This window comes from Ralstonia sp. SET104 (assembly GCF_003851545.1).
Lineage (GTDB): Bacteria > Pseudomonadota > Gammaproteobacteria > Burkholderiales > Burkholderiaceae > Ralstonia.
In genome coordinates this window covers 22036-48775 of sequence record NZ_BHVX01000024.1, presented here as the reverse complement: position 1 = coordinate 48775, position 26740 = coordinate 22036, and the positions used below count along the sequence as shown (strand labels likewise).

Sequence of the window (26740 nt, the reverse complement as noted above, 5' to 3'; positions counted from 1 at the left end):
CCGCCGCCGCAACCTGCGTTTCGGCGCTGCGTTGTGCAGCGAGGGGCGAATATTAGGCGGGTTCGCGGAGGTTGGCAACACCTTTGTCGTGACGGGTTGATGACGAGTTCGTGAAGAATGCCCACCAGCCCAGGCGGGGCCTGGGATTAGGGGCCTAAAACAATCGCAGAACGGCGCCAGATATACCCGAGATTGTTACTCGGGTATTCCGGAGATCACCCCGCCAGCCTGCGGTTATTGATGTTTGAACGCCGGCGCACGCTTCTCTACGAAGGCGCGCATGCCTTCTTTCTGATCTTCTGTGGCGAACGTGGAGTGGAATAGGCGGCGCTCCAGATGCACGCCCTCGGTGAGCGAGGTTTCGTAGGCGGCGTTGATCGACTCCTTGATCATCATGACCACGGGCAGCGAGAAGCTGGCGATGGCGTCTGCGGCTTGGATGGCTTCGGCGAGCAGCCTATCGGCGGGAATGACGCGCGAGACAAGGCCGGCGCGCTCGGCTTCTTCGGCGCCCATCATGCGGGCGGTCAGGCAGAGGTCCATGGCTTTGGCCTTGGAGACGGCGCGCGGCAGGCGCTGCGTGCCACCAGCGCCGGGCATGGTGCCGAGCTTGACTTCAGGCTGGCCGAACTTGGCAGTATCTGCCGCCAGAATGATGTCGCACATCATGGCCAATTCGCAGCCGCCGCCCAGCGCGTAGCCGGCCACAGCGGCGATCACCGGCTTGCGGATGCGGCGGATGGTTTCCCAGTTGCGCGTGATGTACTCGTTCTTATAGACGGTGGCGAAGTCGTAGTCCGCCATGGCGCCGATGTCCGCTCCGGCGGCGAACGCCTTTTCGCTGCCGGTGACGACGATGGCGCCAATGTTGGCGTCGGCGTCGAAGGCGAGCAGCGCTGCGCCCAGTTCATCCATGAGCGCATCGTTAAGCGCATTCAGCGCCTTCGGGCGGTTAAGCGTAATAAGACCGACACGACCGCGCGTTTCGACCAGAATGTTTTCGTAGGACATGGAAGCTCCAGTTGGAATGGATGTAATATTAGCCGACCAACCGGTCGGTTAATCAATCTGCGAACTGGCTCAGGATCCGCAACGAGCAGTGCGAGGTTGCCCCGACAAGCGCAGCCGTACGTAGGTACCGCGAGCATCGCAGGGGCAAGATCGGGCTGCGCAGCAGGATCATGAATCGGTTCAGACCGAGGAGGAGACAAGATGACCAGCCCGACCATTCTGCTCGACTGGCACGATCACGTGGCAACCATCACGCTGAACCGGCCCGACCAGCTCAACAGCTTCACGGCCGGCATGCACCGTGAACTGCGCGAGGCGTTGGACAAGGTGGAACACCAGCGAGCGCGGGCACTGATCCTGACCGGCGCCGGACGCGGCTTCTGCGCGGGGCAGGATCTCTCTGAACTCAACGTCACGCCTGGGCAGATGACCGATCTCGGCCAACTCATCGACGAGCAATTCAACCCGCTGGTGCGCCGTTTGCGTGCCATGCCGTTGCCGGTAATTGCCGCGGTGAATGGCGTGGCCGCCGGCGCCGGTGCAAATCTGGCGCTGGCGTGCGACATCGTGATGGCTGCCGAGAACGCCTGCTTCCTGCAAGCCTTCGTGAAGATCGGGCTGCTGCCGGATTCGGGCGGCACGTGGTTTCTGCCGCAGCGCATCGGCGTGGCGCGAGCGATGGGACTGGCGATGCTGGGCGAGAAGCTCGACGCCAAGACCGCGTTGGCCTGGGGCCTGATCTGGGGCGTCTATCACGATGCCAAGATTCTGATGACCGAGGTGAATTGCATGGCTGACCACCTGGCCAAGCAACCGACCCGGGCATTGGCCGCCATCAAACGCGCGATGCATGCAGCGCCCACACAGTCGCTCGACGCGCAGTTGGATCTGGAGCGCGACCTGCAACGCGAGCTGGGCAACTCGCGCGACTACGCCGAGGGCGTGGACGCCTTTCTCAACAAGCGCGTGGCCCATTTCACCGGCGAATAGAGGAATCTGCATGACCGAGACCGCCCTCCACGATGCGCAGGCACTGGCAGACGCCGCCTGCAAGAGCATGTTCGAAGCCGACGCCTGCACCCGCTGGCTCGGTATGCGCGTGGAGGCGGTTGCACCCGGCTATGCCCGGCTGTCGATGCCCGTGCGACCCGAATTCCTCAACGGGCACCGCACCTGTCATGGCGGGCTGATTTTTACGTTAGCGGATTCCGCCTTCGCCTTTGCATGCAACAGCCATAACCACAACACCGTGGCGGCTGGCTGCAGCGTTGAATTCCTGCGGCCGGCACATGCCGGCGATGTGCTCGCCGCCGAAGCGACCGAGCAAGTGCTATCTGGCCGGCACGGTGTGTACGACGTACGCGTCATCAACCAGGCCGGCGATACGGTCGCCATGTTCCGCGGCAAGTCTGCGCAGATTCGCGGCCACGTGATTCCTGACCCCAACAGTCCAGAGCCTTAGTTCGTCCGCCAGATAGAACCCCAAAGACCGCACCACCATTAGAGGACGCCTCAGAACCTGTTCACGATCCGTAGCGAGCGCCCCGAGGTTGGCCCCGAATGTGTCAAGTGCGGCGCAACCGTACATGGGTACGGTGAGCGTCAGAGGGCCAAAATCGGGACGCGCAATAGGATCGTGAGCAGGTTCGCACGACGGCGCCCCGAGGAGACCCGCATGCGCCCCCGCTCGACCGACCTCCCGCTCGACCCCATCGAGACCGCCAGCCGCGACGCCATCCTCGCGCTGCAGCTTGAACGCCTGAAACACAGCCTCGCCCACGCGTACGAAAACGTGCCGGCGTATCGAGCCAAGTTCGATGCGACTGGCGTGCATCCGGCCGATTTGCATTCGCTTTCCGATCTGGCGAAGTTTCCGTTCACGACAAAGAACGATCTGCGCGACAACTATCCGTTCGGCATGTTTGCGGTGCCGCAGGAGCGGATCGCGCGTATCCATGCGTCATCCGGCACAACAGGCAGACCCACGGTAGTCGGCTACACGTTGGCAGATATCGATACATGGGCAGCGCTGGTGGCGCGCTCCATCCGGGCAGCGGGCGCGCGCCGTGGCGACAAAGTCCACGTGAGCTACGGCTATGGGCTCTTCACCGGCGGCCTGGGCGCGCACTACGGCGCGGAACGTGCGGGGTTGACGGTGATTCCCTTTGGGGGCGGGCAGACGGAGCGGCAGGTGCAGTTGATCCGTGATTTCCAGCCGCAGGTCATCATGGTCACACCCAGCTACATGCTGGCAATTGCCGATGAGTTTGAACGTCAGGGCATAGACCCTGCCGCATCAAGCCTGCGGATCGGCATCTTCGGTGCCGAGCCATGGACGCCCGAGATGCGCGTCGCCATCGAAACCCGCATGGGGCTCTCTGCAGTGGACATCTATGGCCTATCGGAAGTGATGGGCCCCGGCGTAGCGAGCGAATGCGCCGAAACCAAGGACGGCCCGACAATCTGGGAAGACCACTTCTACCCGGAGATCATCGACCCGGACACCGGCGAGGTGCTGCCCGATGGAGAATTCGGCGAACTGGTCTTCACGTCGTTGACGAAGGAGGCCATGCCGGTGGTGCGTTACCGCACGCGTGACCTGACGCGCCTGTTGCCCGGCACGGCGCGCCCCGGCATGCGGCGCATGGAGAAAATTACCGGCCGCTGCGACGACATGATGATCGTGCGCGGTGTGAACGTCTTCCCGTCGCAGATCGAGGAATTGATCCTGAAGCACGCGGCGCTATCGCCGCACTATCAGTGCGTGCTCCGCAAGGAAGGGCCGCTGGATACGCTGACAGTGCGCGTGGAAGCTGCGCTGGGCGCCTCGGTGGACACAGCCAAATCGGCGAGCGGCCAATTGGCGCACCACATCAAGTCGTTGATCGGCGTGACGGCCGCGATTGAGATTCTGGCGACCGGCGGGATCGAGCGCTCGGTCGGCAAGGCGCGCCGCGTGGTGGATTTGCGGCGCGGCTAGCCCCCGTTTTCTCTTCAGCGGGTGGCGACGCCAACGCTGGCGCCCTTCGGCACCAGCACCCACAGGCGGCCAGCCTGCTTCATCCGTCCGGCCAGATCACCGGCGGCATCGCCATGGCCGAAGTAATAGTCGGCCCGCACGGCACCGCGAATGGCCGAGCCCACGTCCTGCGCAAACACCAGCTTCTGGATCGGGTCTGCCGACAGTGGCTTCGTTGTCGACAGGAACACTGGCGAGCCGAGCGGGATGTACGTTGGGTCCACGGCAATCGAGCGTTCATCCGTGAGCGGCACGCCCAGCTTGCCGATCGGGCCCGCGGTATTGCCAGGCATCTCGGCAAAGAAAACGTAGCGCGGGTTGATATTGAGCATCTCTTCCACGCGGCCGGGGTTGGCGCGCGTCCATGCCTTGATGCCTTGCATCGTCGCCTGCGCAGGAGTGATCTCGCCCGTGTCCAGCAGCCAGCGCGCGAACGAGCGGAAAGGCTGGTTGTTGGTGCCGCCCACGCCCAGGCGCATGATGCCGCCCTCCTCCAGCTGGACCTGGCCCGAACCCTGGATCTGCAGAAACGCCGCCTCGACCGGGTCGTCCACCCAAACAACCTCCTGACCCTGCAACGCAGGGCTGCGGATCAACTGCGCGCGCGCCGGCAGCGTCTTGCCGCGCCATGCGGCAGGCATGCGGTATAGCGGCGTTTGATAGACGCCGTGGCGTGTGCGCGAGCCGCGTAGCAACGGTTCGTAGTAGCCGGTGATCAGGCCGCTGTCGGTGCCGTCGTCCTTGACCACGCGATATGGCGTGAAGTTGTCTTCAAAGAAGACGCGCATGGCGATCGGGTCACCGGCGTCCACCATCAGGCCGGCGGTGCACGCGCGCGACCAATCGGTGCGACGCTTCATCGCCTGACAGTTCGACTGCAGCGCGGGCCACGCCGAAGCGAGGTCGTCGGCCGTCCAGCCGGACACATCGGCCCAGGTGGCAGGGGCCAGGTGCCCGCCCAGCGTGCTACTGGGCGGTTGCGGCGTTTCGACGCGCGGCGGCGGCCCGCTCGTGCAGGCTGCCAGCAATGCGACAACCAGGGCAGCAGCCAGCCCAGCCCATCGGCGGCTGGGCTGGGTGCGGGCGTGTGTCAATGCGTCCGAGGTTACTGCTGTCATGCCTGTTCCATCCTGTCCGGTGCGGCTGCGGGCTTGGCTACAATGCCCCGCATCTGCGCTTCACTCCGCGCCTCTCGCCCTCGACCATGAGCGAATTCTTTGAAAACCATCCGATGATGCTGTTCGGCCTGGAGGCCGGCGTGGCGCTGTTTCTGCTGATCTTCATCGTGATCTGGACGATGTCGGGTGCCAAGAAGCACCCGCGCCCCCTGCGCGCGCCGCCCGGACATCCGTCGCGGCAGAGCGAGGCCGCCACGCCTTCAGCATCGACCGACGCGACCGAAGCCGCACCAAAGGATTCGCACCCGGCCAAGCCCGACGCGTCCTGATCAGTGCAGCATGCGCGGCATTACCAGCGCAAATTCCGGGATGGGCGCTTCAAAGCGGTGACCATCCTCAGCCACGCAAAAGTATTCGCCGCGCATCGTGCCCACGGGTGTCTTGATGGTCGCCCAGCTCGTATATTCGAAGGATTCGCCCGGCGGCAGCAGCGGCTGGTGGCCGACCACGCCCAAGCCGCTGACTTCCTGCACCTGCTCTTCGGCATCGGTAATCACCCAGTGGCGCGAGATCAGTTGGCTGGGCACGTCACCCGTGTTGCGGATGGTGATGGTGTAGGCAAAGGCGAAGTTGCTTTGTTCCGGCTCGGATTGTTCCGCCAGATAGCGCGTCCGGACCTGGACGGTGAGTTCGTAGCTCGGCATGTCGATCCACAATCAGAATTGGCGACCATTGTGCGGCATGGCCGCTGCAGCGGCAAGGCGCGGGCAGACAACTGATCCGGCTAAAATAGCGCCCTTCCTTGCGCATTCGCGTGCAAGTTCACGCGCCTTATCCGTCTCCCATCATGTCCGCAGCCATCGACCCGTCCGGTTTCCGCATTGCCCCGTCCATCCTGTCCGCCGACTTTGCCCGCCTGGGCGAAGAAGTGCGCCGCGTGCTCGAATCCGGCGCCGACTGGATCCACTTTGACGTGATGGACAACCACTACGTGCCGAACCTAACCGTCGGCCCGCTGGTATGCGAGGCCATCCGCCCGCACGCGCAGAAGGACGGCAAGCCGGTGCCGATCGATGTGCACCTGATGGTGAGCCCCGTCGATCGCATCATTCCCGACTTCGCCCGTGCCGGCGCTGATCTCATCACATTCCACCCCGAAGCGTCGGAGCACATCGACCGCTCGTTGGCCCTGATTCGTGACAACGGCTGCAAGGCCGGCCTGGTATTCAACCCGGCCACGCCGCTGCACTATCTGGACCATGTGATGGATCGCCTGGACATGGTGCTGATCATGTCGGTCAACCCCGGCTTTGGCGGCCAGTCGTTCATTCCCGAAGCACTGAACAAGCTGCGCGCAGTGCGCCAGAAGCTGGACGCGTACCAGGAAAAGACGGGCCGCAAGATCCTGCTGGAGATCGACGGCGGCGTGAAGGCAGACAACATCGCCGAGATCGCCAAGGCCGGCGCCGACACCTTCGTCGCCGGTTCGGCCGTATTTGGCAAGCCCGATGCGGACGGCGGCTATCGCGGCGCCGTGGGCGCGCTGCGCCAGGCACTGGCCAGCCTGTTGTGATGACCGGCGCCTTGTCAGACGTACTACCTGCGGGCCCCGTCCGCGCTGTCATCATCGACCTGGACGGGACGATGGTCGACACGGCGGGCGACTTCCACGCCGCCATCAACGCGATGCTGGAAGCGCTCGGCATCGCGTCGGGTAGGCCGGACATGTCGATTGACGAAGTCGTCAGCTACGTCGGCAAGGGCTCGGAAAACCTCGTGCGCCGCGTGCTCGACGCGCGCCTGCCGCCCGCGCAGGCCAACAGCCGCTTTGCCGAGGCGCTGGACGCTTATCAGCGCGCCTATATCGCCATCAACGGCCAGTACGTGAACGTCTATGACGGCGTGCGCGAAGGACTGGCGGCGCTGCGCGACATGGGCCTCGCCCTTGCTTGTGTGACGAATAAGCCACACGATTTCACGCAGCCGCTGCTGGCGCAACTTGGCCTGGCCGACTATTTCGACCTCGTCTACCCCGGCGATGCCTTCCCGTACCGCAAGCCCGATCCGTACCCCATGCTGCGGGTGGCGGAAGCATTTGGCGTGACGCCAGAAGAAATCGTGGCTATTGGCGACTCGGAAAACGACGCCCGCGCCGCCCGCGCCGCCGGCATGCGCGTACTGGCGGTGCCGTATGGCTACAACCACGGCCAACCTATACAGCACGCGGGAGCCGATGCTATAGTCGACACACTTTTTGCGGCAGCGCAGCTGATTCAGCCGAATGTGCGAACTTCGGCCGAGCCACACAACACAATCTCTGCCGCTTCCAACTGACGATCCATGTTCCTGAATCGCAAACGCGTCGACGCTGGTGGTGACCGGGGGGCTTGGCCCTGGCGGCCCTGGCACGCCCTCGTCCGGGCGTAAGCGTTTGCACGGCTGCTGATCGTTCTTCCTCGGTTTTGGCTTCGGTTTCGTCACCTGGCGCGTCACGAGCGCGCCGCCCAACCCACCCTCACGTCTCCTGCCCCAAACGCTGACCGCCCGCCGGTCTTCCGTTGGCCACAGCATTGGCTTGCGGACGACCCTTGCGGGACCGCACGGTTTTTCGCGTTCCCATCCCTGATGTTCTGCTAACGTTCCGACGGCGCAACTGCGTTTGCCGTGGAGCGAACGCATGCCGGTGGGCTTGATGCCGCCCGCCCGGCAAATCGACCTGACCGCTCATGACCGAACTCGAATTCAAATCGCTGGCCGACCAGGGCTACAACCGCATTCCGCTGATTGCCGAGGCGCTGGCCGACCTGGAGACGCCGCTCTCGCTGTACCTGAAGCTGGCGCAGTCGCACGACCGCGGCACGCACACGTTCCTGTTGGAATCGGTGGTGGGCGGCGAGCGCTTCGGGCGCTACTCGTTCATCGGCCTGCACGCGCACACGCTGCTGCGCGTGAAGGGCAATCACACGGAAGTCGTGACCGACGGCAAGGTGGTGGAGACGCACGAAGGCAACCCGCTGGACTTCATCGCCGCGTTCGAACGCCGCCAGAAAGTGGCACTGCGCCCGGGCCTGCCGCGCTTCTGCGGCGGCTTGGCAGGCTACTTCGGCTACGACGCCGTGCGCTTCATCGAGCCACGCCTGGCTGAAACCACCCCGCCCGACGACCTGCAACTGCCCGACATCCAGCTCATGCTGTGCGAAGAGCTGGCCGTGATCGATAACCTCTCGGGCAAGCTCTACCTGATCGTCTACGCCGATCCGTCCAAGCCCGAGGCGTACTCGCGCGCCAAGCAGCGCCTGCGCGCGCTGCGCACCAAGCTGCACCAGCCGGTGGATGTGCCGGTGACGTCTGCATCGGTGCGCACCGACACCATCCGTGAATTCGACAAGGCCGATTACATCACCGCCGTGCTCAAGGCCAAGGAGTACATCGCCGCCGGCGACATGATGCAGGTGCAGATCGGCCAGCGCCTGGTCAAACCTTTCCGCGATGCGCCGCTGTCTTTGTATCGCGCGCTGCGCTCGCTGAATCCGTCGCCGTATATGTACTTCTACAACTTCGGCGATATACAGATCGTTGGGGCCTCGCCGGAAATCCTGGTGCGCCAGGAAGAGCGCCGCGTGCCGACTGGCGAAAGCAACAACGGTAACGGCAACGGCGCCGACGAATCCGCCCGCATCGTGACGATCCGCCCGCTGGCAGGCACCCGCCCGCGCGGCAGCACGCCCGAGCGCGACGCCGAACTCGCCACCGAGCTGCTCAACGACCCGAAGGAAATCGCCGAGCACGTCATGCTGATCGACCTGGCGCGCAACGACATTGGCCGCATTGCCGAGATCGGCTCCGTCAAGGTGACGGACCAGATGGTCATCGAGAAATATTCACACGTGCAGCACATCGTCAGCTCGGTCGAAGGCCGCCTGAAGCCCGGCATGACCAACATGGACGTGCTGCGCGCGACTTTCCCGGCGGGCACGCTGTCGGGCGCGCCCAAGGTGCGCGCGATGGAGATCATCGACGAGCTGGAGCCGGTCAAGCGCGGCATCTACGGTGGTGCGGTGGGCTATCTCTCGTTCTCGGGCGAGATGGATCTGGCGATCGCCATCCGCACCGGCATCATCAAGGACGGCAACCTCTACGTGCAGGCCGCCGCTGGTGTTGTTGCGGATTCGGACCCGGATGCCGAATGGAGAGAGACCGAACACAAGGCCCGCGCCGTGCTGCGTGCCGCCGAGCAAGTGCAAGACGGCCTCGACGCCGATTTCTAAGGTTAAGGAGCCCAACATGCTTTTGATGCTCGATAACTACGACTCCTTTACCTACAACATCGTCCAGTATTTCGGCGAGCTGGGGCAGGATGTCCGCACGGTTCGCAACGACGAAATCACGATCGAAGAGATCGAGAAGCTGAACCCGGAACGCATCTGCCTGTCGCCGGGGCCGTGCACGCCGACGGAAGCGGGCATTCTCGTGCCGGCGCTCAAGCACTTTGCAGGGCGCGTGCCCATCCTGGGTGTGTGCCTGGGGCACCAAGCGATTGCCGATGCGTTTGGCGGCCGCGTGATCCGCGCGCAGAAGGTGATGCATGGCAAGGTCGACACCATTGAAAACACTGGCGTGGGCGTGTTCGCCAACCTGCCGCGCCACTTCAAGGTGACGCGCTACCACTCGCTGGCGATCGAGCGCGAAACGCTGCCCGACTGCCTGGAAGTGACCGCCTGGACGGCAGACGGCGAAATCATGGGCGTGCGCCACAAGACGCTGCCGGTGGAAGGCGTGCAGTTCCACCCGGAATCGATCCTGTCGGAACACGGCCACGCGCTGCTCGGCAACTTCCTGAAGGAACGCGTGTGATGCGCCGCACACGCGCCATTGCGTTGGCGATGATGGCGATGGCAGCGTCCTTGCCGGCGATGGCCGGTACGCTGCAAGCCTGCCGCGCCGCTCAGCCCGAAGCCCGCGATGTCGCCCACTGCGTGCAGGCCGCACGCAAGGCGGCGCAAGCCGAGCTGGCCTCCGCTGAATCGGCACGCCGCATCGCACTGCGCGCCCGCATCGCCGCCAAAAACGGCACGGATAAAGGCGCCGCCATGGCCTTCGACCGCACGGTGCGCGCACACCAACTCTATCGGCAGGCCGAATGCGACCTGCAACGCCGCCTGGCTCGCAACACGCCCGATGCCGATCTGGCAGAAGCCGCGTGCGATGCCGATCTCTCACGTGAGCGCATCGGCGCCCTGCGCGAGGCTGCAGCACCGGCGACCCCGGCCGCAGCACCCGCGGCACCCAACTGAATACGGAACGACCATGCCCATCACTCCGCAAGAAGCGCTCGTTCGCTGTATCGAGCACCGAGAAATTTTCCACGACGAAATGCTGCACCTGATGCGGCTGATCATGCGCGGTGAGATGTCGCCCGTCATGGCGTCGGCCTTGACCATGGGGCTGCGCGTCAAAAAAGAGACCATCGGCGAAATCGCGGCCGCTGCCACCGTGATGCGCGAGTTCGCCACCAAGGTTGAAGTGCCGGCTGAGGTGTCCGATCACTTTGTCGACATCGTCGGCACGGGCGGCGACGGTGCCAACACGTTCAACATTTCCACCGCGTCGATGTTCGTGGCGGCGGCAGCCGGCGCACGCATCGCCAAGCACGGCGGGCGCGGCGTCAGCTCCAAGTCGGGCAGCGCCGATGTGCTCGAAGCGCTGGGCGTGAACATCATGCTCACGCCCGAGCAGGTAGCCGAATCCATCGAGACGGCGGGCATCGGCTTCATGTTTGCGCCCAACCACCACCCGGCCATGAAGAACGTCGCGCCGATCCGCAAGGAGCTGGGCGTGCGCACGATCTTCAACATCCTCGGGCCGCTGACCAACCCGGCCGGTGCGCCGAACATTTTGATGGGCGTGTTCCACCCCGACCTCGTCGGCATCCAGGTGCGTGTGATGCAACGCCTGGGCGCGAAACACGCCGTGGTGGTCTACGGCAAGGACGGCATGGACGAGGTGTCGCTGGGCGCCGCCACGCAGGTCGGCGAGCTGAAAGACGGCGTCGTGACCGAGTACGAAATCCACCCCGAAGACTTCGGGCTGCAGATGATCTCCAACCGCAGCCTGAAAGTGGCCGACGCGGAAGAATCCAAGGCCATGCTGATCGACGCACTGGAAAACAAGCCCGGCACGCCGCGCGAGATCGTCTCGCTCAACGCGGGCGCGGCGCTGTATGCGGCCAACATTGCCGGTTCCATCGGCGACGGCATGAAGCTGGCGCGCGAGGCCATCGCTTCCGGCGCGGCGCGCGCCAAGCTCGACGAACTCGTGCGCGTCACCAATCAGTTCAAAGCCTAAGGCTGTTCACGTCATGTCCGACATCCTGCAGAAAATCCTGGCCGTGAAGGCCGAAGAAGTGGCCGCCGCGCGCAAGCACCGTGATCTGTCCAGCGTGCGCGCCGAGGCCGAAGCCAACCGCAACGACAGCGCCCTCGGCCCCCGTGGCTTTGCCCAGGCCGTGCGCGACAAGATTGCCGCCGGCCACGCCGCCGTCATCGCCGAGGTGAAGAAGGCCTCGCCGTCCAAGGGCGTGCTGCGCCCCAACTTCAAGCCCGCCGACATCGCCCGCAGCTATGCCGAGCACGGCGCCGCGTGCCTCTCCGTCCTGACCGACGAGCAGTTCTTCCAAGGCCATGCCGACTACCTGCGCGAAGCCCGCGCCGCCTGCACGCTGCCGGTGCTGCGCAAGGATTTCATGGTCGATCTGTATCAGGTGTACGAGGCGCGTTCGTGGGGTGCGGACTGCATCCTGCTGATCGTCGCCGCGCTGGACCAGGGGCTGATGATCGAACTCGAAGCCTGCGCGCTTGAACTCGGCATGGACGTGCTGGTGGAAGTGCACGACGGTCATGAGCTGGACCGCGCCCTGCGCCTGCAAACGCCGCTGGTGGGCGTGAACAACCGCAACCTGCGCACGTTCGAAACCTCGCTCGACACCACGATCGGCCTGCTCAAGCACATGCCGGACGACCGCATCGTCGTGACCGAGTCGGGCATCCTCGTGCAGGACGACGTGCGCAAGATGCGCGCCGCCGCCGTCAACGCTTTCCTCGTCGGCGAAGCCTTCATGCGCGCGGATGACCCGGGGGCCGAACTGGCCCGCCTGTTTGCCTGAGCACCGAACGCAATGGCCCGCGAAATTGAACTGAAGCTGGCCGTACCGGCCGGCGCGCACGAAGCGCTGGTCGGCTGGCTAGACCAGCACGCGCAACCGGCGGGCAGCGTCGAGCTTGCCAACGTCTATTACGACACACCGGACCAGGCACTGGCGCACAGTCGCGCCGCCCTGCGCGTACGTTGCCAGGGCGAGCAATGGCTGCAGACACTCAAGACCGCCGGCAACGGCGGTCAGGGTGGCCTGTCCGCCCGCCACGAATGGGAAGTGCCGCTGCAAAGCGATGCGCTGTCGGTCGATGCCTTTGCCGCCAACAACGCGACGGAAGCCGCAGATTATGTGCGCCCGCACGCCGATCGCCTCGCCCCGCTGTTCCGCACCGACTTCACGCGCCGCCTCTGGCACGTGGCAGCCGATGGCGGTGAGATTGAGATCGCGCTGGATGCCGGCGCCATCCTCGTCCCCGGCACCAACGCGCGCGAGCCTATCGACGAGCTGGAACTGGAGTGGAAGCCGGCCGCCGACAGCACGCTCAGCGAAGACACGATCGCCGAGCGCCTGCACGCCTGGACGCAGACGCTGCGTGCCGCCGTGCCCGGACTCGCACCGCTTGATATCAGCAAGGCGCAGCGCGGTTATCAACTGCGCGCGAACGCCACCGGAGGCCAGGCATGAGCCGCCGCGCCAACCCGGCACAAGCCGCCCTCTTCGACGAACCGGCTGCTGAAACACCCGCCGGTGATTTCATCCCGCTCGCCAAGCAGTTCGATGCCCTGCCTGCGGATTGGAAAACCCTCCTCACGCCCTGCATCGCGCAAGCCAACTGGCCCGAGTTGTGTGCTTTCGTTGATGGCGAGCGTGCAGCGGGCAAGCCGATCTTCCCGACCGATGTGTTCCGTGCGCTGCACCTGACGCCGGTGGACGACGTGCGTGTGGTCATCCTCGGGCAGGACCCGTACCACGGCACAGGCTCGGTCGATGGCCGCGAGATTCCGCAGGCGCACGGGCTGGCGTTCTCGGTGCCGGCCGGTATTCGCGTGCCGCCGAGCCTGCGCAACATCTACAAGGAAATCGAAGCCGAGTTTGGCCAGAAGCTGCCGGGCACGTCGGGCAACCTGGAAGGCTGGTCGCAGCAAGGGGTGCTGCTGCTCAACACCGTGCTTACCGTCGAACAAGGCCAGGCTGCCAGCCACGCCAAGCGCGGCTGGGAACGCATCACCGATTGCCTGCTGGAACATCTGGCGCGCGTTGGCCACAAGCGCGTGTTCATGCTGTGGGGCAGTCATGCGCAGGCCAAGCGCGCGCTGTTGCCGGAGGGGCATCTGGTGCTGGAAGCGCCGCATCCGTCGCCGCTGTCGGCGCATCGCGGGTTCCTTGGGTGCGGGCATTTCAGGGCGGCCAATGACTGGCTGGTGGCGCAAAGCCAACCAACCATCGACTGGCTGAAGCCGCAAGCACGCTGAGCGCTCGCCGACGCGCCACTGCCCCATCCCCAAAAAACTGCAGCGTCAGTGGGAAACCGCTTCTTCCTGCGTTGCCATACCGTCCCAGATCGTCAGCGCCTTGAATGCGCTCTCGGCGTAGTCGAGGCAGGTCCAGAGATATTCGGCTTGGCGAACTTCTTCCAATCCTCTGAAATGCTCAAACCCACCCGCGTGGAGCATGCTCAGCAAGGTCCGCAGCTTGGATAGCCGGTCGAATAAATCGGCGTGAGCCTGAAAACGGCCAACATCGGGGGAGGTGCTGGGGTCTGTCATGGCGTGGTCTCCGTCAAGGTTGAGGAAACGCGCCACCCGCAACAGTAAGAAGGCGGGTGGGCGAGCACAGGCAAGTTTTCGAACCCGAGATACAACTCTCGATACGGCCGAAGCCGTCCCTGCCAGGCTCGCCCATAAGGGAGAGCGGCCACGAGAAATTGAGGACAAGAACCATGTGCCTGGTTCTCGCCCGTTGTATCACGAGGGGTTCGAATCCTCGGCCGCTTCTTTTCATGGCACAGAAGCGGCACCGGCGACTTTACCGAAAGCCGCGCGCGCTGATTCGGCAAACGCCGGTGAAGCACACAATTTCACAATGGCCGGTTTGCATTATCCGTGAATTCGGGTGGGCAACGTCATTAGTGCCCTGTCGCACGTTGGCGCCCTGTCGATGTGGCGAAGATTTCAAAGTGTCCACCAAATTAGAATTGTCTGATTCAAATTCAGCACATGGCGTTGCTCCAATGGAGAACTTCAACGAAGTGTTCTCATGAGGAGGCGGCAGATGCAAAACGCACAATCCGGCACGGTCTACGTTGCGGCGTTCAACGGTGCGAAGACGGCCAATGGCGGTGAAATCGTTCAGGGTTCCAGCAGTATTCGAGATAACGGACACACGCTTTTGCTAGTGGGCGATGAGGCTGTCTATCCAGACGGCAGCACAGCCTTCATTACTGCAGGCGCAGGCATTGCGCTTCTGGACGATGACCGGCCCGTTGCCATCATTGGTAGCCCACTGAGCAATGGCGACACAATTGTTTCGTCGCCAATAACGGCACTGACTTTTGATGAACCGGCGGACGCGCCAATCATTGGCCTGCTTGACCCGGCATATCGTCCGGAGCCCGCAACTGACAGCCTGATCTGAGGGGAGACGATCATGGCTGATGTGCGCTACGGCCTCAGAAATGGCGACTTGACAACAACGGGTGGCGTCATCTTTGCCACTGGCAAGATGCGGTTCCACGGCAAAGAGGTGGCTGCCGAAGGCGATCTAGCAACTTGCCCGGCCTGCAAGGCGATGGGAAAAATCGTCAACGATGCTTATCCAGCGTTCGGGCTTCCGGGCGGTCGTCAGCTCGCCATCCAAGGCGCGTGGATCTTCTGCAAATGCGCCAATCCCCCTCGCACCATTGCTTCGACGGATAAGTTTCGCGTTACGGTGAATCGAGCGGGTAGCGCGGCCCCTGCGCCCGCCAGCGCACGGCCATCTTTCGCAGTACCACAGGCTGAACAAAACGCATACGCCCAGCGTGGTATGGAAAAGCTCACCGGCACGCAAAGCAGCTTGATTGATGACCCGGAATTGATCTGCCCCAACATGACCGATGCGCAGTTCGGTAAGCACATGATGGGGCTTCGTGACGATGCGCTTGTTCAGGTGGATGATCGGCTCCGACAGTTGGCGCGATGGTCACAGGCAGATCAAGCGTGGTTTCTTTGTGGTTTGGCACAACGGATCAAACGGCACGGTCAACCATTGCGAATGGCCTGACAAAAATGCGACGTGCGCTGGGGCTTCTGACACCATCAAACTTCGTTCGCTATACGGACGAAATGACAACGAATCCAGGGCCAGGGGGATGCATTTCCCGCAATAGTCCCGGCTCAGTCGCAGAGGTTTGCGCTCCAGACACGGCCACGCACACCATCGTCATCAAATTAGATTTCTGTGTGTTGCGTGATCGTCATCCGCAATTGGACTCGCAGCTACTGACGCTAGTGCACGAGGTCTCTCATTTTAATGACGTATTTAGTTCGCGTGATATCAAATACTCCACCTATAGCGCGAAAATTATGGCCAAGTCCAAAGATGAAAGAACCATCATTAATGCTGACAATATCGCCGGTTATGTTATTTGTTCGGAATAATGTGCTGGCACTCGTGGCCTCTTCCTTTTCAGCAGCAGCGCTGGCGTGCAGCCCAGTGCAGGGGTTGGACCTGGCCTTCCCAAACAATTCGGCGGCACTTGATGCCCGGAGCGCGCTGCGTCTGGGCAATTGGCTTGCCGACCTGAAAGCCCGGTTTCCGAACTACAGCATGTTCGTGATTGACGGCCACACCGACGCCGGCGAGCGCGGTGCTCTGGCCCTTGCCAAAAGCAGGGCGGAGACTGTCCAGCGTTTCCTGACTGATCGCGGATTTCAGCCCCAGCGAGTGCATGTCAATCAGTCGACCAGTTCATACAACAAGCCCACCGCTGGTATTCCGACCCGCTCCGCGTCAGTCGACTTTGTTCCCGCCTGCCCTCATGCGTGCTGTAGCTTGACAACTCATGAAGTTGACGACAAGGGGGAGCCAATGCCATCAGAAAAATTATGAGATGCAATATGGGCTTTGCGGTGGTTCGAGCAGGGGCGGCGCTTATTCTCTAGCCGTCAAGCTCGGCCGATCATGTGTCCCGCGACACCCGCAACGCGCGGCCCAGCGCACCGCACCGCAGCGCAATCTTCGCGGTATCCGCCCGCAGCGCCTGCAGGCGCCGCTCCAGCAGGTGCATGGCGGAGAGCGAATCCGACTCGGCTGCCGCATCCACCATGCGCGAGCGCGCTGACTTGTCGGCGAAATCGGCGGCGCCCAGCTCTTGCGTATCGCGCGGACGCACGCCCCAGCCGCCTTCATGCACGGCCTGGTCGAAGCGCTCCTTGGCACGCGCGAGGCTTTCAAGCGCGGCCTCGACGGTCTGCTCGACCAGGGCGCGCGTGTCGGCCTCGTCCAGTTCCTGCGCGCGCTGGCGCATCAGGATGCGCACCGCCGCCACGTGCGCGGCCACGAGGTAGTTCTGGACGATGAAGCGGTTAAGGTTATCGACAGCGCGGTGGCGGCTCTTGGGCTCGTCCAGCATGCGCGCGAAGGCCGAGATCAGCCCCGTGAGCGATTCCATGTACTGCTTGCGTTGCACGCGATAAACAAAGTCGTCTTTGAGCGTGCCGAGCAGCAGTTCGCGCGCGGCTTCAATAAAGCGCCGGTTGGTGCGCAGTACGTCGTCCACCAGCTTGGGCAGGTTGCGGTATTCCCAGCTTGGCAGCACGTAGCTGAAGGCGGTGGCGATGGCTGCGCCGATCAGCGTATCGACCAGCCGCTCGCCGATGGCGCCCTTGCTGCCCGGCAACAGCAGGTTGATCTGGATGAGCACCTGCACGCACGCTGCAATGGCCGTGTAGCGGTAGCGCACGGTGACGAACGCCGCGCTGGCCGCCGTCGACAGGTACAGCACGCCCATCAGGATCCAGGTCGAATGGGTGAAGCGCAGAATGACCGCCGCGATCACGCAGCCGATGAGCGTGCCGAGCACCCGGTCGAAGTTGCGCTGACGCGTCATGCTGAACGTCGGCTTGAGGATCACGACGATGGTCAGCAACACCCAATAGCCGTGGGACGCATAGGGCAGGTGATCGGCAATCCAAAGCCCGGCAGCCACCGCCATCGAGATGCGCAGCGCAAAGCGCAGCACCGGCGAGCGCCAGGTCAGTTCTTCCAGCACCAGCCGCAGTTCGTACTTCTGGCGCGTGAGGAACGGCGTCATGTCGGGGCGCAGCAGCACCTGCGACGGCTCGACCTGCGTATCGGTGGCGGCATGCAATTGCGCCATCAGCCGGATCGCGCCGCGCACTGTCGCCACGGATTCGTCCAGCGCGGCAAATGCCTCCAGCGGCACCGCGTGGTGACCGTGCTGCAGTGCTTGGAGCGCAGCATCGATGGCGGCCAGTTCCTGGTCGTACGACATCGGCGTGGGCGATGGCCGATCGCGCCCAACGGCGTAAGCCACCGTCTCGATATCCAGGCGCATCTTTTCGATGACGTCGTGCAAGAGGCGAAGAATTTCGGCGTCGGCCAGGTACTGGCGCAGCAGCGGGTAATCGGTGTTGGACGACAGCAGGTACTCGTAGATGTCGAGCATCCGCATGTGGATCTGCACGAGGCGCCCGTCGCTGGCGGTACGGTTGTCTCGGAAGACAAAATCGCGCGCCACCTGCTGCTTGTCGGCCACCGAAATCTGCTGACGCACCAGTGCGTTGAACTGCTCGTCGAAATCCTTGGAGGCGTCGTAGAAGCCGGCCTTGCGTTCCACGTACACGGCCAGTTCGTATAGGCATTCGGCCAGCACCTGTTCTTTGATACGGCGGCGCTGGCCCCACGCCACGGCCATCGCAAAGGCCATGTAGCCGATGGCGCCGAGGAAGAACTGCACGGTATGTTCTACCGCTTCGCGGAAGGCGAATTCCTCGGTAAAGGTGAGCGTCATGACGAACAGCGCCGCAAACTGCAGCGGCATCGTCTTGTTGCCGTACGCCATCATGAGCCCCGCAAGGAAGCTCACCACCACGATCACCACCGGCAGGATTGCGTATGGCGTGGCCACTGCCACGAGAAAGGTGACGGCTGTCGTCAGCAGCACGCACGCCATCATCTCGTTGAACTTGTGCCGCAGCGGGCTGGGCAAATCCATGAGGCCGGTGCACAACGCGCCGATCGACACCACCATCGCGCCCTGCAAGTCCATCACCAGCAGCGCGAGCAGCGTCAGCCCGATCACGCCGGTGGCAGTACGGATGCCGCGCGAAACGTAATGGCTGTAGAGGAAGGTGCGCGGATCGTGGACGTAATCCATCGGATCAGGCTACGCGAGTCACGCCGACTTGCCGCGCGCCACCTTGCGCGCCGTTGCCCGCTTGCCCAGCCACGCTGAACGCAGCGGCGAGGGCTCCGTGGCCATCGCCAGCGTGAACTGCGGCGTTGCGTCGGCGGCGAGCGACACGTCCAGCGCCATCAGTTCGTCGCGGCGGAACACGTGCACGGGCACGGTATCGCCAGCACGATGGCGCGTGAGCGTCTTGTCGAGCTGGCCGGCCGGCACACGCAGGCCATCCACCGCGACGATCAGATCACCGGCAGACAAACCGGCACGCTGCGCCGGGCTGCCGTCAAACACCTGCTGCAGCTTGACGAAGCCGTTCTCGGCGGCAGTCTTGACGCCCAGCGCAAGCGCTGAATCGGCCGTCTTGCGCGTGGCGCTCACGCCCATCGCCTTGAAGAGCGCCGGCAGCGGTGGATCGTCGCGGCCTTCAGTCAACTGGCGCACCAGCGTGCGCAGGCGCACACCGGTGGTGTCTTCCATCAGGGTGATCAGCCCGGCTTCGGTCACACCGCGCTGCGCGTGGCCGGCGGCGTAAAAGTCGCGGCCGTACGTTGCCCAGAGGGCACGCATCACGTCGTCGAGCGAGCGTTCGCCGTTGGTTTGCGTGCGGATCGTCAGGTCCAGCGCCAGCGCCACCAGCGAGCCCTTGGTGTAGTAGCTGACGATGGCGTTGGGCGCGTTCTCGTCCTGGCGGTAGTACTTCGTCCACGCATCGAACGAGCTTTCCGCCACGCTCTGCTTCAGGCGGCCGCTGCCGCGCAGCACGCCATTCCAGGTCTTGGCGATCATCTGCAGATACTGCGCTTCAGAGATCAGGCCCGAGCGCACCAGCATCAGGTCGTCGTAGTAACTCGTGAAACCTTCAAACAGCCACAGCAGCGGCGTGTGCACCTCGCGCTCGAGCGCATATGGCACGAAGGTGGCCGGCTTGATGCGCTTGATGTTCCAGGTGTGGAAATACTCGTGGCTGACGAGGCCGAGGAAGGTGCGATAGCCCTCGGTGGTCTCGTCGCGGCCGGTGACGGGCAGGTCATTGCGCGCACACATGAGGGCTGTGCTGGCGCGGTGCTCCAGGCCGCCGTAACCATCGGTCGTCACCATCGTCATGAAGACGTAGCGGCGGTTGCTGTCAAGGAACGGTGCCGTGGCAGTCTGCGGCTCGAACAGGCGGATCTGCGCTTCACACACGCGCTTGAAGTCGCGGGCGATGCGTTCCAGATCCAGGTTCGGCACGCGGCCAGTGAAGACAGCGTCATGCTGCGCGCCGCACGCCTCGAACGAGACCAGATCGAACGTGCCCATCTCGACGGGGTGGTCGATCAGCTCATCGTAGTCGGCAGCTTCGTACCAGCCGAAGCCGTAGCGCTTGGCGCCAGTCTTGCCGTGAATGCGGCCAGTGGCCTCGCGCAGTGCGGTGGCGACGCGCCATCCACGGTAGGCGTCTGCGGCGGGCGGCTGGATGTCGACCAGGCAGCGCAGATCGTCCGCACCTTCCACACGCAGGAAGACCGACGTGCCGTTGAAGAAGCCGTGCGTGGCATCCAGATGTGCGGCGCGCACCGACAAGTCCCACGCATAGACGTCGTAAGAAACCGTCAACGGCCCTATGCACGGCGCCGCCCACCAGGTGTGTTTGTCGACCTTGGTCAGACGCACTGGGCGATCGGCAGAAGACGCCTCGATCCGCACGATGTTGCGCGCGAACTCGCGAATCATGTAGCTGCCCGGAATCCACGCCGGAAGCGAAAAGCGCTGGCCTTGGCTGTCAGGCGCATCAACCGTGACGGTGACGGTGAAAACGTGCGCTTCGGGCGCGGCGGGGGCGATGGTGTAGCGGATCGGCTTCATGGCGGACATTGTAGCGTTGCTGTCGCATGTCAACGACGGCTGCCGGAGGCAAATCGTCCGCAAATCGCCTGTCTGCCGGCCTGCCAGCCTATCGGTTGACGTTCACCACAACGCGCCCGCGCATCTTGCCGGCCATGATGTCGTGCGCGGCGTCGATGGCCTCCGAGAGCGTCACTTCACGCGTGATGGCGGCCAGGCGATCGGGCAACAGATCGGCGGCCAAGCGCTGCCACGCGGTCTGGCGCAGCGCGCGCGGCGCCATCACGCTATCAATGCCACACAGCGTCACGCCGCGCAGGATAAACGGGGCAACCGTGGCCGGAAAATCCATGCCTTGCGCCAGCCCGCACGCCGTGACCACGCCGCCGTAGCGCACCTGCGCGCATGCGTTGACCAGCGTGTGCGAACCGACTGAATCGACCACCGCCGCCCAGCGCTCTTTCTGCAGCGGCTTGCCCGGAGCGGACAGCTCCGCCCGGTCCATCACATCCGTTGCGCCCAGCGCTTGCAGGAAATCGGCCTCGCTTGTCTTGCCGGTGGAAGCCACCACGCGATAGCCCAGCTTGCCGAGCAGCGCGATGGCGATTGAGCCGACGCCGCCTGAGGCGCCCGTCACCAGCACCTCGCCATCGCCCGGCTTCACCCCCGCGCGCTCCAGCGCCAACACCGACAGCATCGCCGTGTAACCGGCCGTGCCGATCGCCATGGCTTGCCGCGCATCGAGCCCCGCCGGCAGCGCCACCAGCCAGTCGCCGGAAAGCCGCGCTTGCTGCGCAAGGCAGCCCCAGTGCGCCTCGCCGACGCCCCAGCCGTTGAGCACGACCGCATCGCCCGTGCGCCAATCCGGATGCGAGGAATCCAGCACCACGCCTGCGCCGTCAATGCCGGCCACCATCGGCCACTTGCGCACGACCGGCCCCTTGCCGGTGATGGCCAGGCCGTCCTTGTAGTTGATCGTCGACCAGTCCACGCGGATCAGCACGTCGCCGGCGGTCACGTCGTTGGCAAGCGCCTCGGGCGTGGACAGCGCCGCGTCATCCAGATCAACGATATGGGCCAGCGGCCCGCCATCCTGCTTTTCCAGCATCAGCGCGCGAAACGACATGCCAAGTCTCCAGAGGTGGGGTGAATGCGAGCGCGCAAAGAAAAAGCGCCGGATCAACCGGCGCTTCTCCTGTGCGATTTACGATTTCTTGAGCGAGGCGAACTTGCGCTCCAGCGTGGCCGCATCGATCAGGCCCGGAGCCCGCGAGCCGTCCGGGAAGATGATGGCCGGCGTGCCGGTCACGTTGAGCTGCTGGCCCAGCTTCAGGTTGGCTTCCAGCGGCGTGTCGCAGGTGCCGGCGCCGCCCGGGGCGGTCTTGGCGGTCATCCAGTCGCGCCACGCCTTGGCCCGATCGGCCGAGCACCAGATCTGCTTGGCCTTGGTATTCGAATCTTCCGACAGGATCGGGAACAGGAAGGTGTAGACCGTGATGTTGTCGACCTGCGTGAGCATCTGCTCAAGCTTGTGGCAGTACGGGCAGTTCGGATCAGAGAACACGGCGATCTTGCGTGCGCCGTTGCCCTTGACCCACTTCACGGCGCGGTCCAGCGGCAGGTCGGACCACTTGACGCGGTTCAGATCGGCCAGGCGCTCTTGCGTGAGGTTGGTGGCGGTCTGCGTATCAAGCAGGTCGCCGTTGAGCACGTAGCGGCCGGTGGCATCGGTATAGACGACCTGGCTGCCGAGGTTGATCTCGTACAGGCCGGCCAGCGGCGACTTGGTGACGCTCTTGATCTCCACGTTCGGGCCCAGGGCCTTCTGTACCGTGGCTTTGACCTTGTCCAGTGCGGGCTCGGCGGCACCGGCGCTCAATACATAACCTGCGCCAATGGCAGCCACTGCCACCGCAGAGGCGATGGCCGCCACCCGAATACGAAACGACATAACAACTCCTGGAACCCTGAAACCCTGAAACCCGAAAACCCTGATGATGCCCGAGAATCGGTTAACGATCCGGAGCGGGCGGCCCGAGGGGGGCCGGGAAGCACAGCCGTACACGTGCAGGGCGCGCATCGCAGGGCCAAGCTCGGCACCCGCAGCAGGATCGTGGGCCGATTCTCAGCCCAGCGCGTGCTTGATCAACAAGCGTTTGATAAATGGCGTCATGCCCACCATGCGCATCCCCGCATTGCGTACCGTGCGGGGCAGCGCGCCCGGCAGGGCGAACAGCTTATGCAGACCATCCGTGGCGGCCGTGAGCGAAAGGAGGTCTTCGCGGCGGGCGCGCTCGTAACGGCGCAGCAACCTCAGATCGCCATGATCGCGCATGGTTTCACGTTCGGCCATGACCCGGCCAATTTCAGACACATCCCTAAGACCGAGATTCATGCCCTGCCCGGCCAGCGGGTGGATCACATGGGCTGCATCACCCACCAGCGCCACGCGCGGCGCGACTGCCCGGCTGGCGTGCTGCAGCACGAGCGGAAAGCCCTGCGCAGGCGTGATATTCGACAGCCGCCCAAAGCGTGCGGCGACGGCGCCACCGGCGGCGGCCTCCACCGCGCGGCACAGCGCATCGGGCGACAGCGCAAGCAGTTCGCGGGCGTGGCCCTCGCTGGCGGACCACACCATCGAGAGCCGCCGATCAGGCAGCGGCAGCATCGCGAGGATCTCGCCGCGTACCGGTGTTGCATCGTCGGCAGCGGCAGCTTGCTCGGCGGATGCACCAAGGAACCACTGCCACGCTGTGTCCTGATGCCAGCGCTCGGCTTGAAAGTTGGCGACCACGCCAAGTTGGCGATACGGCTTCGCCTCTGCCTGAATGCCGGCCTGTTCGCGCACCCACGAGTTCTTGCCGTCGGCGCCGATCACGCATTCGGCGCGAATCACCTGCCCGTCGGCCAGCGTCAGGCGTACGGCGTCAGTGTCCATCTCAAAGCCGGTGGCCGCGTGCGGGAAAGTCTGCACGGTGTGAGCAAAGCGCAGCGCGGTTTCCAGGGCACGCTCGACCAGCGACGATTCGGCAATCCACGCCAGTTGCGGCGTGCCGGCGGCGTAGGCCGAAAAGTGCAGATCGGGGTGGGCGTGCTCGCCGCGCGCGGCAGCGTCGTCACCGAAGATGCGCATGTCATGCACCGGCTGCACACGGGTCATGTCGAGCGAGGGCCAGATGCGCAACTGTTCCAGCAGTGCCTGCGAGCTGGACGAAAACGCGTAGACGCGCGCATCCCAGGCGTCGGGCCCGGCGGATGCGGATGCTGCAGACACTGGCGGGGGCGGCGCAATATGCGCGATCCGCAAGCCGATCTGCGCCAGCCGCAGCGCGCAGGCACGCCCGACAATGCCGCCGCCCACCACCGCTACGTGGTAGGCCGCTGCCTCCTTGGGAACGGCCTTGGAAGAGGAAAACGCGGGTGTATTCATGGTGGGCCGATTATAGCGGCGGGGGGTGTTGCAGCCTTGTGGCCGCGCAAATGTGTCGCGGCAGGCACGTGGCGGCGCCGCAGCCCGGCTCAGTGTTTACGCCAATCAGCCCCGCGCGAGGCGAACACATCCCCTGAACCCATTGCTGCGCGCAGCGCATATTCGGCACGTCGGCGTGCCACCAGCGCCGCATAAGTGCGAAGTACTTCACCTGCCTGCAAACCCGCAACGTGACGCCGTTTTCACGTTAGAGCGGGCACTCAAGCCATCCGCCGGGATGGACGATAAAAGCCGGGCAATTCGACGTTTTGACATGCGCGACCCGCCGATACAGTGCGGGTCCGATCCACGCATTCATCATCGCCATGTGGACTTTTCCTGAACGTTCCGCCGTATCGCTGGTGCTGGTCGCACTGTTTGCACTGGCGGGCTGTGCGCAAATGCCGGCCCAGACGCCCGCCCCCGTGGCCCGCACCGTGCCCACGGGCGAAATCATGACCTTCGCCATACCGCCCGACGCGCTGGGCGCACATGACCCGCAACTGACCGCCGTGCTGACCAAGGCCGGCGCACTGGCCGCCGCGCAAAAGCGCCCGGCGACCATCCAGGTGGCTGCGCTGGCGCAGGATTTCCGCTACCTGAACCAGGCGCTGTGGAATGGCGTACCCGCGCAGCGCGCCGGCTATGTCCGCCTGGAAAACCTGACCGTCAGCGCCAGCCAGCCGTACAGCGTGACGATCCGCACGCAGGATTAAGAGGAACGTCATGCATATGACCCATCTACTCTTCCCCCTCACCGTCGGCCTGCTGACAGTACCGGCCGCTTCCGCCTTTGCCGCGCCGCCCGATGCACTGATGCCAGCGGCCGCCGCCGCACCCGACCGCGTCTATCCGCCCCTGCCTTCGCTGGCGATGCTGCCGCCCGGCGGCGGCGCCGAAACCGAACCCGCGCCCGTGGTGCGCACGCGCGGCGGCAAGCGCAAGGTCGTAACCACGCAATGGCGCAAAGCGACCGAGCCGGTGCCGCGCATGGTGGTGTCGGAGGCATCGCACACGTATCTGGCCGGCATCGAGCGTCAGCTTGAAGTGGCCCTGCAGAAGTAACCAACGATTGCCGCCGGAGCCGCCATGTCCATCGCCCGCACCTTTCGCTTGAACTGGAGCCGCCTTGGCGCGGCGCTTGCGCTGGCCGCTTGCAGCGTTGCCGCACATGCTGCCCCGGACGATTGCTTTGAGCAGGCCGGCGCCTATCAGGGCGTCAACCCGACGGTGCTGCGCGCGATCGTGTGGTTCGAATCGAAGGGCGACGCGGCCGCCATCCACCGCAACGCCGACGGCTCGGTCGACATCGGCCAGGCGCAGATCAACTCGATCCACTTCAGCACGCTGGCGCGCTACGGCGTGCCCCGCCGCGCACTGACCGACGCGTGCGTCAACGTGTTTGTGGCGGCCTGGCTGCTCAAGCAAAAGATGGTGCGTCATGGCAACACGTGGCGCGCGATTGGCGCGTACCACTCTGAGACGCCCGTGCACCGCGACGCCTATGCGCGCAGCATCCAGCGTGTGCTGATGTCGTGGGGAGAATTACGGGCCGACCGCTGAATCGGGTCCGGCCCCGGAGCGCCCGAGTCGCCGCTGCTCAGTAGTAAGAAACAGCGGCGTACGCCTGGCGCGCACCGATGGCGCGGCGCTCGCCGCTCACCAGACGCATCAGTTCATCCTGGCGCGGGCAGACCAGCGCACGCACGCGGGCGTCGTTGGCCAGGATGCACATCATCAGGTCGCGCTTGCGCTGCACCTCTTCGTGCGACAAGGCCGGGCGCACACCGTGGCCCAGGCGCTCCATGTGCGCCGCGCATTCGCGCTCCAGCAGGCTCACCTCATCCCAATCGCCGCGTTCGGCAGCATCGACCATGTCTTCGGACAGGCTGACGATGGCCTCGTAGCAGGCGAACAGGCCAGCGCTGTCGGAAACCGTATGGGTCGGGCGGGCGGCGGTAGCGACGGTCCAGGACATGCTGTGCTCCAGAGGCAGATTTGTTGTTTGGGGCATGGCGATGCAATAGGCGTGCCCGACTCATTCGGCGCTCGATCTTGGCGTGCCAGACCAACCACCAAGCCTTGTCCGGCTTGAATCTGCCGGCCAGACGGAGGCTTCCCAGCCCCGCTCCGGCGTGCGGCGCACACGCGGTTTTGAGCAAAGTTGTTACGTTTCTGAAACATCACGCGTAACGGGCCCGTAACGCGCTTTTGGCGGCCCACGCCCGCTTGCGGGAAATCGGCTTGCGTCCCCAATGTGACTTCCTAGAATTCGACCGTGGCGCGCCGCAGTCGGGCTGCGGGGCCGCTTGAGTCCGCTTGAGTGCGCTTGTCCTCGATCCTGCTGGCCGTCTGCCCGCGTGTTCCGCCCCCTCCATCCGGGCCCGGCACGACCTCTCCAACCCGGCCGATGGCCGCTCGGTGCCGCTCGGTGCCGCTCGGTGCCGCTCGGTGCCGCTCGGTGCCGCTCGGTGCCGCTCGCCGCTGAGCTTTATCATCAGCCGTTGGCACGGCCCCGCGCCGCAAAGCCAGTCGTTCATGCTGTGGCTGCGTCACGGGCTGTTCTGCGTCGGCTGCTGCCGGGCGCTGATGCTGATGATGTTCGTGGCGGCCGCCATGGCCATCGAGAAGAATGTGCCCTGGGACGGCGCTTGTCGGCACCGCTGGGCGTGGCGCTGCTGGCGGGTGCCACCGTCCTTGCCGTCATGCACCTGTGGGGCGTAACGCCCATCGTATA

General features: G+C 64.5%; 31 protein-coding genes. 21 read left to right on the top strand and 10 right to left on the bottom strand.

The window, feature by feature from the left end; translation table 11 throughout:
• Positions 1–234 precede the first annotated feature (234 nt).
• Positions 235–1011, bottom strand: coding sequence for an enoyl-CoA hydratase (locus PSUB009319_RS21410; RefSeq protein WP_124384188.1), 777 nt, complete (start codon positions 1009–1011; stop codon positions 235–237).
• Positions 1012–1212: 201 nt separating this feature from the next.
• On the opposite strand from PSUB009319_RS21410, the gene paaG reads away from it, so the two are divergent.
• The 3 genes from paaG to paaK all read left to right on the top strand — a co-directional run bounded on the left by paaG (position 1213) and on the right by paaK (position 3991).
• The gene (gene paaG / locus PSUB009319_RS21400) at positions 1213–2001 is read left to right on the top strand and encodes a 2-(1,2-epoxy-1,2-dihydrophenyl)acetyl-CoA isomerase PaaG (protein ID WP_124384187.1); all 789 of its coding nucleotides are present in this window, start codon (positions 1213–1215) and stop codon (positions 1999–2001) included.
• Between the two features lie 10 nt (positions 2002–2011).
• Positions 2012–2473, top strand: coding sequence for a hydroxyphenylacetyl-CoA thioesterase PaaI (gene paaI / locus PSUB009319_RS21395; protein ID WP_124384186.1), 462 nt, complete (start codon positions 2012–2014; stop codon positions 2471–2473).
• Positions 2474–2686: 213 nt separating this feature from the next.
• Positions 2687–3991 carry a phenylacetate--CoA ligase PaaK gene (gene paaK / locus PSUB009319_RS21390; RefSeq protein ID WP_124384185.1) on the top strand — a complete coding sequence of 435 codons (1305 nt, stop codon included), beginning with the start codon at positions 2687–2689 and terminating at the stop codon, positions 3989–3991.
• Between the two features lie 14 nt (positions 3992–4005).
• Here paaK and PSUB009319_RS21385 read toward each other — a convergent pair whose 3' ends face one another.
• A complete protein-coding gene (locus PSUB009319_RS21385) occupies positions 4006–5148 on the bottom strand; it encodes a murein transglycosylase A (RefSeq protein ID WP_124384184.1) in 1143 nt (380 codons plus the stop codon).
• An 86-nt stretch (positions 5149–5234) separates the two neighbouring features.
• Here PSUB009319_RS21385 and PSUB009319_RS21380 point away from each other — a divergent pair, with 86 nt between their 5' ends.
• Entirely contained in the window at positions 5235–5477 is a 243-nt protein-coding gene (locus PSUB009319_RS21380; protein WP_124384183.1) for a hypothetical protein, read from the top strand.
• Here the strand turns inward: PSUB009319_RS21380 and apaG are convergent, their stop codons facing one another.
• Positions 5478–5852 (bottom strand): Co2+/Mg2+ efflux protein ApaG, encoded by a 375-nt coding sequence (gene apaG, locus PSUB009319_RS21375; protein WP_124384182.1) that lies wholly within the window; start codon positions 5850–5852, stop codon positions 5478–5480.
• A 143-nt stretch (positions 5853–5995) separates the two neighbouring features.
• Here apaG and rpe point away from each other — a divergent pair, with 143 nt between their 5' ends.
• From rpe to PSUB009319_RS21330, 9 genes are all read left to right on the top strand, one after another.
• Positions 5996–6721, top strand: a complete 726-nt coding sequence (gene rpe / locus PSUB009319_RS21370) for a ribulose-phosphate 3-epimerase (protein WP_124384181.1) — start codon at positions 5996–5998, stop codon at positions 6719–6721.
• Between the two features lie 11 nt (positions 6722–6732).
• Positions 6733–7482, top strand: coding sequence for a phosphoglycolate phosphatase (locus PSUB009319_RS21365; RefSeq protein WP_185453521.1), 750 nt, complete (start codon positions 6733–6735; stop codon positions 7480–7482).
• A gap of 392 nt (positions 7483–7874) precedes the next feature.
• The gene (trpE, locus tag PSUB009319_RS21360) at positions 7875–9416 is read left to right on the top strand and encodes an anthranilate synthase component I (protein WP_124384179.1); all 1542 of its coding nucleotides are present in this window, start codon (positions 7875–7877) and stop codon (positions 9414–9416) included.
• 16 nt (positions 9417–9432) lie between these two features.
• Positions 9433–10002, top strand: coding sequence for an aminodeoxychorismate/anthranilate synthase component II (locus PSUB009319_RS21355; protein WP_039598864.1), 570 nt, complete (start codon positions 9433–9435; stop codon positions 10000–10002).
• Positions 10002–10442 (top strand): lysozyme inhibitor LprI family protein, encoded by a 441-nt coding sequence (locus tag PSUB009319_RS21350; RefSeq protein WP_124384178.1) that lies wholly within the window; start codon positions 10002–10004, stop codon positions 10440–10442. Before PSUB009319_RS21355 ends, PSUB009319_RS21350 begins: the two co-directional genes overlap by 1 nt.
• A 13-nt stretch (positions 10443–10455) precedes the next feature.
• The gene (trpD, locus tag PSUB009319_RS21345) at positions 10456–11493 is read left to right on the top strand and encodes an anthranilate phosphoribosyltransferase (RefSeq protein WP_124384177.1); all 1038 of its coding nucleotides are present in this window, start codon (positions 10456–10458) and stop codon (positions 11491–11493) included.
• A 13-nt stretch (positions 11494–11506) separates the two neighbouring features.
• Complete coding sequence (gene trpC / locus PSUB009319_RS21340; protein WP_124384176.1) at positions 11507–12310, top strand: indole-3-glycerol phosphate synthase TrpC; 804 nt, start codon at positions 11507–11509, stop codon at positions 12308–12310.
• A gap of 12 nt (positions 12311–12322) precedes the next feature.
• A complete protein-coding gene (locus PSUB009319_RS21335) occupies positions 12323–12985 on the top strand; it encodes a CYTH domain-containing protein (protein WP_124384175.1) in 663 nt (220 codons plus the stop codon).
• The gene (locus PSUB009319_RS21330; protein ID WP_124384174.1) at positions 12982–13773 is read left to right on the top strand and encodes a uracil-DNA glycosylase; all 792 of its coding nucleotides are present in this window, start codon (positions 12982–12984) and stop codon (positions 13771–13773) included. Before PSUB009319_RS21335 ends, PSUB009319_RS21330 begins: the two co-directional genes overlap by 4 nt.
• A 45-nt stretch (positions 13774–13818) precedes the next feature.
• Here the strand turns inward: PSUB009319_RS21330 and PSUB009319_RS21325 are convergent, their stop codons facing one another.
• Positions 13819–14067: a hypothetical protein gene (locus tag PSUB009319_RS21325; RefSeq protein ID WP_124384173.1), complete on the bottom strand. Its 249-nt coding sequence runs from the start codon at positions 14065–14067 to the stop codon at positions 13819–13821.
• A 505-nt stretch (positions 14068–14572) separates the two neighbouring features.
• Between PSUB009319_RS21325 and PSUB009319_RS21320 the strand changes: the two genes are divergently transcribed.
• The 4 genes from PSUB009319_RS21320 to PSUB009319_RS21305 are packed head-to-tail and all read left to right on the top strand — an operon-like array spanning position 14573 to position 16390.
• Positions 14573–14935, top strand: coding sequence for a PAAR domain-containing protein (locus tag PSUB009319_RS21320; protein ID WP_124384172.1), 363 nt, complete (start codon positions 14573–14575; stop codon positions 14933–14935).
• A gap of 12 nt (positions 14936–14947) precedes the next feature.
• Positions 14948–15562, top strand: coding sequence for a PAAR domain-containing protein (locus PSUB009319_RS21315; protein ID WP_124384171.1), 615 nt, complete (start codon positions 14948–14950; stop codon positions 15560–15562).
• Positions 15478–15939, top strand: a complete 462-nt coding sequence (locus PSUB009319_RS23505) for a M35 family metallo-endopeptidase (protein ID WP_124384170.1) — start codon at positions 15478–15480, stop codon at positions 15937–15939. Before PSUB009319_RS21315 ends, PSUB009319_RS23505 begins: the two co-directional genes overlap by 85 nt.
• Positions 15881–16390, top strand: a complete 510-nt coding sequence (locus tag PSUB009319_RS21305) for an OmpA family protein (RefSeq protein ID WP_185453519.1) — start codon at positions 15881–15883, stop codon at positions 16388–16390. The genes PSUB009319_RS23505 and PSUB009319_RS21305 overlap by 59 nt, the downstream gene beginning before the upstream one ends.
• 70 nt (positions 16391–16460) lie before the next feature.
• Here PSUB009319_RS21305 and PSUB009319_RS21300 read toward each other — a convergent pair whose 3' ends face one another.
• The 5 genes from PSUB009319_RS21300 to PSUB009319_RS21280 all read right to left on the bottom strand — a co-directional run bounded on the left by PSUB009319_RS21300 (position 16461) and on the right by PSUB009319_RS21280 (position 23964).
• Positions 16461–18680, bottom strand: coding sequence for an FUSC family protein (locus PSUB009319_RS21300; protein ID WP_124384168.1), 2220 nt, complete (start codon positions 18678–18680; stop codon positions 16461–16463).
• Positions 18681–18698: 18 nt separating this feature from the next.
• Positions 18699–20555 (bottom strand): M61 family metallopeptidase, encoded by a 1857-nt coding sequence (locus PSUB009319_RS21295; protein WP_124384190.1) that lies wholly within the window; start codon positions 20553–20555, stop codon positions 18699–18701.
• An 88-nt stretch (positions 20556–20643) separates the two neighbouring features.
• Entirely contained in the window at positions 20644–21660 is a 1017-nt protein-coding gene (locus PSUB009319_RS21290; protein ID WP_124384167.1) for an MDR family oxidoreductase, read from the bottom strand.
• 78 nt (positions 21661–21738) lie between these two features.
• Positions 21739–22485, bottom strand: a complete 747-nt coding sequence (locus PSUB009319_RS21285; RefSeq protein ID WP_124384166.1) for a DsbC family protein — start codon at positions 22483–22485, stop codon at positions 21739–21741.
• A gap of 174 nt (positions 22486–22659) precedes the next feature.
• Positions 22660–23964 carry a UbiH/UbiF family hydroxylase gene (locus PSUB009319_RS21280; protein ID WP_124384165.1) on the bottom strand — a complete coding sequence of 435 codons (1305 nt, stop codon included), beginning with the start codon at positions 23962–23964 and terminating at the stop codon, positions 22660–22662.
• Between the two features lie 365 nt (positions 23965–24329).
• Between PSUB009319_RS21280 and PSUB009319_RS21270 the strand changes: the two genes are divergently transcribed.
• Genes PSUB009319_RS21270 through PSUB009319_RS21260 form a run of 3 tightly spaced genes read left to right on the top strand, consistent with a single transcriptional unit; the run spans position 24330 to position 25566 of the window.
• The gene (locus PSUB009319_RS21270) at positions 24330–24719 is read left to right on the top strand and encodes a hypothetical protein (RefSeq protein ID WP_124384163.1); all 390 of its coding nucleotides are present in this window, start codon (positions 24330–24332) and stop codon (positions 24717–24719) included.
• A 10-nt stretch (positions 24720–24729) separates the two neighbouring features.
• Entirely contained in the window at positions 24730–25068 is a 339-nt protein-coding gene (locus PSUB009319_RS21265) for a hypothetical protein (RefSeq protein WP_124384162.1), read from the top strand.
• A 24-nt stretch (positions 25069–25092) separates the two neighbouring features.
• A complete protein-coding gene (locus PSUB009319_RS21260; protein WP_124384161.1) occupies positions 25093–25566 on the top strand; it encodes a lytic transglycosylase domain-containing protein in 474 nt (157 codons plus the stop codon).
• A gap of 37 nt (positions 25567–25603) precedes the next feature.
• Here PSUB009319_RS21260 and PSUB009319_RS21255 read toward each other — a convergent pair whose 3' ends face one another.
• Positions 25604–25981, bottom strand: a complete 378-nt coding sequence (locus PSUB009319_RS21255; protein ID WP_124384160.1) for a flagellar protein FliT — start codon at positions 25979–25981, stop codon at positions 25604–25606.
• Positions 25982–26424: 443 nt separating this feature from the next.
• Between PSUB009319_RS21255 and PSUB009319_RS23335 the strand changes: the two genes are divergently transcribed.
• Entirely contained in the window at positions 26425–26727 is a 303-nt protein-coding gene (locus tag PSUB009319_RS23335; protein ID WP_374704222.1) for a DUF2182 domain-containing protein, read from the top strand.
• The last annotated feature ends 13 nt before the right edge of the window (positions 26728–26740 follow it).

Excerpts from the sequence above, each read along its gene's own strand:
- PSUB009319_RS21330 (WP_124384174.1), top strand. The coding sequence starts at position 12,982 with ATGAGCCGCCGCGCCAACCCGGCACAAGCCGCCCTCTTCGACGAACCG.
- paaI (WP_124384186.1), top strand. The coding sequence starts at position 2,012 with ATGACCGAGACCGCCCTCCACGATGCGCAGGCACTGGCAGACGCCGCC.
- PSUB009319_RS23505 (WP_124384170.1), top strand. The coding sequence starts at position 15,478 with ATGGTCACAGGCAGATCAAGCGTGGTTTCTTTGTGGTTTGGCACAACG.
- PSUB009319_RS21260 (WP_124384161.1), top strand. The coding sequence starts at position 25,093 with ATGTCCATCGCCCGCACCTTTCGCTTGAACTGGAGCCGCCTTGGCGCG.
- PSUB009319_RS21300 (WP_124384168.1), bottom strand. The coding sequence starts at position 18,680 with ATGGATTACGTCCACGATCCGCGCACCTTCCTCTACAGCCATTACGTT.
- PSUB009319_RS21380 (WP_124384183.1), top strand. The coding sequence starts at position 5,235 with ATGAGCGAATTCTTTGAAAACCATCCGATGATGCTGTTCGGCCTGGAG.
- PSUB009319_RS21320 (WP_124384172.1), top strand. The coding sequence starts at position 14,573 with ATGCAAAACGCACAATCCGGCACGGTCTACGTTGCGGCGTTCAACGGT.
- PSUB009319_RS21350 (WP_124384178.1), top strand. The coding sequence starts at position 10,002 with ATGCGCCGCACACGCGCCATTGCGTTGGCGATGATGGCGATGGCAGCG.
- trpD (WP_124384177.1), top strand. The coding sequence starts at position 10,456 with ATGCCCATCACTCCGCAAGAAGCGCTCGTTCGCTGTATCGAGCACCGA.
- PSUB009319_RS21285 (WP_124384166.1), bottom strand. The coding sequence starts at position 22,485 with ATGTCGTTTCGTATTCGGGTGGCGGCCATCGCCTCTGCGGTGGCAGTG.
- PSUB009319_RS21305 (WP_185453519.1), top strand. The coding sequence starts at position 15,881 with ATGAAAGAACCATCATTAATGCTGACAATATCGCCGGTTATGTTATTT.
- trpE (WP_124384179.1), top strand. The coding sequence starts at position 7,875 with ATGACCGAACTCGAATTCAAATCGCTGGCCGACCAGGGCTACAACCGC.
- rpe (WP_124384181.1), top strand. The coding sequence starts at position 5,996 with ATGTCCGCAGCCATCGACCCGTCCGGTTTCCGCATTGCCCCGTCCATC.
- PSUB009319_RS21295 (WP_124384190.1), bottom strand. The coding sequence starts at position 20,555 with ATGAAGCCGATCCGCTACACCATCGCCCCCGCCGCGCCCGAAGCGCAC.
- PSUB009319_RS21290 (WP_124384167.1), bottom strand. The coding sequence starts at position 21,660 with ATGTCGTTTCGCGCGCTGATGCTGGAAAAGCAGGATGGCGGGCCGCTG.
- PSUB009319_RS21335 (WP_124384175.1), top strand. The coding sequence starts at position 12,323 with ATGGCCCGCGAAATTGAACTGAAGCTGGCCGTACCGGCCGGCGCGCAC.
- PSUB009319_RS21255 (WP_124384160.1), bottom strand. The coding sequence starts at position 25,981 with ATGTCCTGGACCGTCGCTACCGCCGCCCGCCCGACCCATACGGTTTCC.
- PSUB009319_RS21385 (WP_124384184.1), bottom strand. The coding sequence starts at position 5,148 with ATGACAGCAGTAACCTCGGACGCATTGACACACGCCCGCACCCAGCCC.
- PSUB009319_RS21355 (WP_039598864.1), top strand. The coding sequence starts at position 9,433 with ATGCTTTTGATGCTCGATAACTACGACTCCTTTACCTACAACATCGTC.
- PSUB009319_RS21325 (WP_124384173.1), bottom strand. The coding sequence starts at position 14,067 with ATGACAGACCCCAGCACCTCCCCCGATGTTGGCCGTTTTCAGGCTCAC.
- paaG (WP_124384187.1), top strand. The coding sequence starts at position 1,213 with ATGACCAGCCCGACCATTCTGCTCGACTGGCACGATCACGTGGCAACC.
- apaG (WP_124384182.1), bottom strand. The coding sequence starts at position 5,852 with ATGCCGAGCTACGAACTCACCGTCCAGGTCCGGACGCGCTATCTGGCG.
- PSUB009319_RS21265 (WP_124384162.1), top strand. The coding sequence starts at position 24,730 with ATGCATATGACCCATCTACTCTTCCCCCTCACCGTCGGCCTGCTGACA.
- PSUB009319_RS21315 (WP_124384171.1), top strand. The coding sequence starts at position 14,948 with ATGGCTGATGTGCGCTACGGCCTCAGAAATGGCGACTTGACAACAACG.
- PSUB009319_RS21410 (WP_124384188.1), bottom strand. The coding sequence starts at position 1,011 with ATGTCCTACGAAAACATTCTGGTCGAAACGCGCGGTCGTGTCGGTCTT.
- PSUB009319_RS21280 (WP_124384165.1), bottom strand. The coding sequence starts at position 23,964 with ATGAATACACCCGCGTTTTCCTCTTCCAAGGCCGTTCCCAAGGAGGCA.
- PSUB009319_RS21270 (WP_124384163.1), top strand. The coding sequence starts at position 24,330 with ATGTGGACTTTTCCTGAACGTTCCGCCGTATCGCTGGTGCTGGTCGCA.
- paaK (WP_124384185.1), top strand. The coding sequence starts at position 2,687 with ATGCGCCCCCGCTCGACCGACCTCCCGCTCGACCCCATCGAGACCGCC.
- trpC (WP_124384176.1), top strand. The coding sequence starts at position 11,507 with ATGTCCGACATCCTGCAGAAAATCCTGGCCGTGAAGGCCGAAGAAGTG.